Origin of the sequence: Crocosphaera sp. Alani8 (assembly GCF_038442745.1) — a bacterium.
Taxonomy (GTDB): domain Bacteria; phylum Cyanobacteriota; class Cyanobacteriia; order Cyanobacteriales; family Microcystaceae; genus Crocosphaera.
Map to the genome: position 1 here is coordinate 1 of NZ_JARVCN010000186.1, position 6,662 is coordinate 6,662.

Here is a 6,662-nt window from a genome sequence, read left to right on the forward strand (position 1 = left end):
TTTGATATCATCAATTTCTCTAATGATATCAATCTCACGACAGTCATCTTCAACACAAGTGCAAACGGAATTATTCAAAATTTCCATGACATTCTAGTTAATTTTTCAATTAATGATTCCGAAGGAAATTTAAGAATCTAATGCTACTAACCACTTCCCCAATTTTCTAATTAAACTAGTAACTGGTGTCGGGATTGGTCTATCAATCACATAACTATCTTCTGTAAAGTGGCCATACTGTTTCATGATAGTTTGTTGAACTTTTGCAATGATATCACTTAAAAGTTTTTTCATGGGTTAATTAGATTAATAAATAACAAAAAAATAGAAATAGTCCCCCAAAATGGGGGTAAGTTTCTATTATATTGAAATGGCAAGAATTTTGTCCTGTTTTGTAACTGTTTTGAGAGCATTCCAAAAATTATTAGGAGATGTACTTTGAAAATAACAAACGCAAGCTTTGTCAATCCCTGCCTGTTGCCATAAAGGTCTGAGCCAACTTAATTTCTGTTGCTTTTTTTCGATAGCATTGGAATTGATGGTAACATCAATAGCTATGATGAAACCTAATACATTGACAACTGCATCAATGCCAAATACATAATCAAGAATAACTGTATTCGGAACTATCTCCCAGTCAAGAATTCGAGATAATTGATTGGTTTCAGGATGTCTGTAATCAACACCGTATTCTTGAAGGAGATATGAGGTTGCTGATTTAATTCTTTTTCTTCCTAATTTAGACTGAGAAGCGATTTTTATCAACTTTTCTGATGACGGCAGTTTAAACCCTTTAATTTTACGGGATTTATTGATAAGATCAAATACTCTTTGTTCAGCAGCAAAACCGTTGAGCATGGGGAGACTCCTTGTTGATTTTCCAAAGAATCTCCCTGAAAGGGAAAAAGTTAAAGTTCACCGTGAAAAATAAATCGCTCTTGTTCTTTATGCTTATTGATAAAATTAACAATGGCTTCGAGCATTCTCATATACCATTCATCTTTGTTAGTCAAAGATTGTTTAAGTTTTTCAATGGCTATTTTTAGTTTTTCACAATCCTTTCTGTTGAGAATGAGTCTGTCTCCACCAATTTCCATCCATTCCTTAAATTTGTAAATAGAAATATACTTATAATTCGGCTCGTTTTCCTTCTGTTCGAGAACATATTGAAGCAAAGAATATTCTCCGATTTTCAACTCAGTAAAAATGCGGTACATTTCAGATTCTTGGCTCGCAAATCTATATTTCCAAACGGAGTGACATTCTCCGTTAACTTCACATTCAATGTATCTACCCATTTTGTCCTCTCTTTTACTAGGGTTTATGATGTTAATACTTATTAGTTTTAATTCAGTAATTCTGGGTTAAATAGGTTAACTAATAAACCTTATTTAAGTGATGTTTTTCACTACTTTCATAAATCCCACGCGAAGCGTTATCAGCTTTTGAAAAAAATAAACTTATGCGAGTAGCATAAGTTAAAATAGAAATAAATTAATTTATTGAACTTAGGATTAAACTAACTCCTAAAGCCCAAATGATAAACGAATAAATCCAGCTAAACATAAGACATTTCCTCTATTCTTTGAAAATAAAGGCAACGCCTAAATCTAAGATGAGCAATGGTTAAGCTTAGAACAAATAGGACAAAAAAATTTAGTGTTTTTCTGTCGTTAAACCAGTTGATTAATCTTGTTAATCTAAGTTTTCCTGATATTCTTTCTCCCATTTGAGATATAAATCTCGAAATTCTAAGCGGTGTAGGTTTAGTATTTCTGCTGCGCGTCCTTGGGTTATTTCCCCTAAATAATGGGTAGAACAAACTAATAATTCTAAAGTTTCTTTGTCGACTTTAGAATTTTTCGCTAAGTCTCTTCGTTCTTTGCCCCACAGTCTTACAAGTTTATCTGGTGTATTAGGAACCAAAATGGATTCGGCATCTAAATCATTTATTTTACTCATTACATTTTGCCCTCATTACTAACAACATTAGCAGGATTCAACAATGAACAATGTATAATGAACAATGTACAATGAAATATTTATTTAATTGTTAATTGTTCATTATTAATTGATGTTACAATCCTGCTATAATCAATTACTTTTCTTCGGTTACTCCAGGTAATGCTAAGATTTCGGGAATAGCTGGTGGTAATGTTGGTTGTAATCCCTCCCAAACTTGTTGTTTGAGAATAGGGTTAAAACCAACAAAGAAATTTCGCCAAGTTTCCATCGTGGGTACAGTGTGTCCATTTACCCGACAAGCAAAGGATTTCTGCTTTTGCCCCACTTTTTCACGTCCTACGCTTAATTCAAAGACACATAACGACTTAAAGCGAGCATCCTTTGGTCTTGCTGCAATGCCATTAGCGAGCGCATGGCAATTAGTGACTTCTTGTGTAAGTTGTTGCCATTCTTGGCTAAAAGTAGCTTGATTTGCCCCTTTAGCTACATAGGATAAGGGAACAGTATGTAAAGGCTGATTATCTTCGTTTAAGAGGATAATTTCGTAAAATTGGCAGTTACCAATGTTATCATCGTCTTTAAAGGAGCGTTGCCAATGACCAACAATGACTAACTGTTCGCTTTCTTGGGTGGCTACTCGGTCAAAACCTAGTAATGGGGTTCTGGTACAAACTAACATACGAGGCTTCTGGAGTAACAAACCTTGTTCAGTTTTCCCCGAAGACTCAAAGCTATATTCGATGAGTTGATCTACCACTGAGTCGAAGTCAATGAAACCAGCTTTCGCTAGTTCCGAAATACCAATGAAATACCCACACAATTGTGGACTAGTACCTCGTAATGCTTGAATACGGGGAAGCCTGGCATGGGGGTCAATAAACTCAGTAGAAGCAAACTCATCTCTGTCGATGGTAGCTGTTGGTTTACAATTAATTAAGGTATTTTCAGCGATTTCTTGTGGCATTTCTTTTACCACTTCGGGGGTCAAGGGTTCTTGTATTTTGGTTCCTGTTCTAGCCATAATAATTATTAGAAAGGTAAAGTTTGGACGGGAGATGTAGCTTGTGGAGATGTTGTTTCAGAAGACATTTCTATCTCAATAATTTGTTGCTTGAGATTAATTAGATCTTCTTGCATTTGAGTTAACTGAGATAGCATCTCTGTGATAGTTGTAAATAATTTCTTGTGCATAGTTAATAGTGCAAATCAATATCTGCGTAACGTAGATGTTGCATTTCGGCTTGTTCAAGCCAAGCTTGTTCTCTTTCCAACAACTCGGTGTTTTCTTCTTCTTCTAAGATGAGCGTTGAGGTTAATGATTGCTCGTTCAAAGTGGTTAGATGAATTTTTTTTTTAGAGGAAGTTGTGTTAGAATTCATGGGAGAAACAAAATACATTTTTCAATACATCCGCGCAAATGCGCGGTTCTTTTATCAATGAACAATGTAATTTATCACTTTTTCTGTTTGTCTAAATATTCAAACAAAGGCAAAGGTTTAATTAGTCGATAGTGAGTTTCTTGAAAAGCCAACTGCGCTAAGTATAAGCTCTGTTTCACATTTACCCAGTCAGAGGTTAATTCTATGGTTTGTAGTTGTTCTTGTTGCTCACAAAGCTCATCGAATAAACTGATACTTTCTGTGATATGATCGAAGATAGACTGAGCTAATTTGGTTAAAGTAATTGTTACCCGGACTCTCGTTTTTTTACTCGATTTGTTCCAGTAAATTGAACTCCACACTTTGTCAAACGTTTCTGTTAAATGGACAGCAGTTTCTAACTCGAAAAGCAGGGAATTAGCAATTTCGTTGTCGGTATCAATTTCTTTAAGTTTGGTAGCTGCGACTGATAAACTAGCCCAGACACAGGGCATTCGTCCACACGGATAGCTTGGCATAATGCTGATAGAAATATTGCTTTTTCTAGCAGCGCAAAGCGCAAAAAATAATCAAGGAAGATCGTACTTAATTGTACGGTCTTCCTTGATTAAGGATAACTAGCAATCTGTTCTAACAACCATAAACCTAACAACTTAGACAGTCCATCATTCGACTCAGGACAGCCAATTTCCGTCAAACAACGAGGACAGCCTAGATCCCCACAATCACAATTGTTAGCCAATTTCAATGCTTTTTCTATACAGCTATCCCAATCATTAACCAAGGCTTCTGTGGTTCCACAACCTTCGTGAACACTGTCGAAAAGGTAGGCAATAGTTCTATGGGAGGTTCCGATATTACCTGGTCTTTGCTCAATATAGCTACTCAAATCTTGGTGACTGGCTAAGAACAATAAAGGAACCGCTTTCGTTAACAAATGGCACAAAGAATGCAAAGCTAAATGGACTGGCTCAAACGTAAAAGTGGCACTTAATTGGTGAGGGATATCATCAGGATTTCGGTAAGTGTTTAAGATGGCTTTCTTTATTTCTTCCACCTTATTCTTAATAGCTGATGCTAAGGTTTCGTTAACTTCAATCCTGAACATAGGAACTTCTATGGTGGTTGTTAACGGGGGGTTAAACTCAAACTCTTCCACTTCTTGGGTATTTAATCGTTGCTTGAGTGTCCATCCACAGTGAGGACATTTCGTTTCCTGTGGGGCTTTAGGAACATGGTAATGACTACAGTTTCGATTAATACAAGTCGGCGCATAAACTAACTGTAGTTCCTGGAAACCAATCACCTGTCGCTTAACCTTTCCCCAATAGAAAATTAGTCTTAAATTACCATTTGGGATAGCAGTCTTAACTATCTTTGGTTCCTCTAATTTATAGGAAGGTTCAACAACTAATTCTAGTAAGGGTTTTGTTCTTCTATCAGAAGATGGCTGTAATTCGAGGTTAGCTGTTTTCTTTTCTAGATCTAGTTTTCTGCATAACCAAGTTTTTGTTTTTCCATCTTCTGCTGTTAAGTAAATCGCCCCAGGATGGCATTCTTTATGAGCAATATACAAACTCATTTCTTCTAATTTCTCAGAAGTGTTAACATCAATTAAGGAAATTGTCTCATTCTCGATCCCTCTCAGTGATACATACTTATGAGGATAACCCTTTTTCCATAGCTTTTTCCCTAATGACCATGCTAATTGTTTCTGCTTTAATAATTCAGCCGTAATCAAGTCACTTCTATTACCAAAATATTGAGTAACTTCATCTGTAATCATTCCTCCTTCCGCAGCAGCGCATAGAAGATGACGACTGAGAATAGACGGGTAATTGGGTTGAATCTTGACTTTTTCTACAGGAGATAGTAATCGTTGAGGTTGAGTAGCATAATAATAGTCAATGTGATTATTAATATCAGGAATGAAAATAATTAAACCTGGGGATTTTCTCCCACAGCGTCCCCCTCGTTGCCAGAAGCTGTTGAGACTAGAAAAGCCTCTCAAAACCACAAAATCTAACTCAGGTAAATCGATACCAGCTTCAAGACAATTGGTGGTAATTAATATTTGGGTTTCTCCTGTACTTAGTTTTTCTAGTCGTTCTTTTCGTTGCTTACTTCTTAGGGAACCGTAGAATAAATCAACTGATGCAATGTAACCTCCATGATGATAGGATAAGAGAGAGAATATCTGTTTACTGGTATGTCTCGAATTAACAAAGACTAATCCTTTTAAGTCGAAGTTCAGTAACGAACTAATTAAATTAGTACAAGTGAAATTAGGGGAATTCTGAGGATTAAAAACCAACAGTGTTTTCTCATAAGACTTAGCTCCACTCTCTTTAATCAAGGTAATTTCTTGAGAAGATAAATCGGTCAATTGAGATGCCAATTCTAAGGGGTTGGATATAGTTGCTGTAGAAATAACCCACTTAATTTCCTCTTTTAAATTACCCGAATTTTGAGCCGCTAATCTTAACCGTCTGAGTAGGTTGGCAAAGTGAATCCCAAAACTAGAAATATAGGTATGCGATTCATCACAAACAATTAAGTCTAACCGTGACAGAAAATCTTTTAAGAGAATTAATTGAGATTTGTTCGCATGGTACAAAAGATGGTGAAGAACATCAGGAGAAATGACGATAATATCAGGGGATTTAACCCCCTTAAAATATCCTTTTCTTGTATCTAAAGGAACATCTCCCGTACACTTAGCAATAAACAATTGTTCATGGTTAGGTAAAGCTTTATTCAGCTTTTCTAGTTTTGAATATTGATCTGACGCTAAAGCTTTCAAAGGATAAATAAAGAGGCTAGTTCTCTGCTTTGTCAATGCTTGATGGAAAGCAAAAGGAATAAACGCATTACTTTTCCCACTAGCTGTCGGAGTAGTAATACAGATAGAATGACTATTATTTAATTCATTCCATGCTTTGACTTGATGGGAATAAAAGCTCTTAATTCCTGTTCTTGATAGAGCCTCTTGAAAAGAAGGATAAATCTGATTAGGAATTGGTGAACAATTAGCGTCATCCCCTGGAAAGATTTTGATGTCTTTAATTTCAGTTTGCCATTCTGTTGCAAGAGAAGCGTAAGTTAAATGAGATATTTTACTAATATCAACTTCTTTAACTTCTATGGTAGATGGAGTTAACTTCTCAATCTCAATAGGTGTGGGTTCACCTAATACGAGACAATTGGCAATATGTCCTAAGAAACCTAGGACTTTAACGTTTTTCTGATGTTCAGTCGAAAACGCATATTTCCCCACTTCTAACCAGTCAGGAATGGAGTTGATATCTTGCGTTATAG

Annotated in this window: 8 protein-coding genes; all 8 read right to left on the bottom strand. The window is 35.9% G+C overall.

Going from position 1 to position 6,662, the window contains the following annotated elements; all coding sequences use genetic code 11:
- Positions 1-360: 360 nt before the first annotated feature.
- A complete protein-coding gene (locus tag P9B04_RS12090; protein ID WP_342055242.1) occupies positions 361-858 on the bottom strand; it encodes a hypothetical protein in 498 nt (165 codons plus the stop codon).
- 50 nt (positions 859-908) lie between these two features.
- Entirely contained in the window at positions 909-1,298 is a 390-nt protein-coding gene (locus P9B04_RS12095) for a hypothetical protein (RefSeq protein WP_342055243.1), read from the bottom strand.
- Positions 1,299-1,695: 397 nt separating this feature from the next.
- Positions 1,696-1,962: a hypothetical protein gene (locus P9B04_RS12100; protein WP_342055244.1), complete on the bottom strand. Its 267-nt coding sequence runs from the start codon at positions 1,960-1,962 to the stop codon at positions 1,696-1,698.
- Positions 1,963-2,098: 136 nt separating this feature from the next.
- Positions 2,099-2,986 (bottom strand): DUF5895 domain-containing protein, encoded by an 888-nt coding sequence (locus P9B04_RS12105; protein WP_342055245.1) that lies wholly within the window; start codon positions 2,984-2,986, stop codon positions 2,099-2,101.
- An 8-nt stretch (positions 2,987-2,994) separates the two neighbouring features.
- Entirely contained in the window at positions 2,995-3,102 is a 108-nt protein-coding gene (locus P9B04_RS12110; protein WP_342055246.1) for an RNA polymerase, read from the bottom strand.
- A 56-nt stretch (positions 3,103-3,158) separates the two neighbouring features.
- Positions 3,159-3,344, bottom strand: a complete 186-nt coding sequence (locus P9B04_RS12115) for a hypothetical protein (protein ID WP_342055247.1) — start codon at positions 3,342-3,344, stop codon at positions 3,159-3,161.
- 74 nt (positions 3,345-3,418) lie between these two features.
- Entirely contained in the window at positions 3,419-3,862 is a 444-nt protein-coding gene (locus P9B04_RS12120) for a hypothetical protein (RefSeq protein WP_342055248.1), read from the bottom strand.
- 89 nt (positions 3,863-3,951) lie between these two features.
- Positions 3,952-6,662: DEAD/DEAH box helicase (locus P9B04_RS12125; protein WP_446717997.1), on the bottom strand; the 2,711-nt coding region annotated here is incomplete at its 5' end.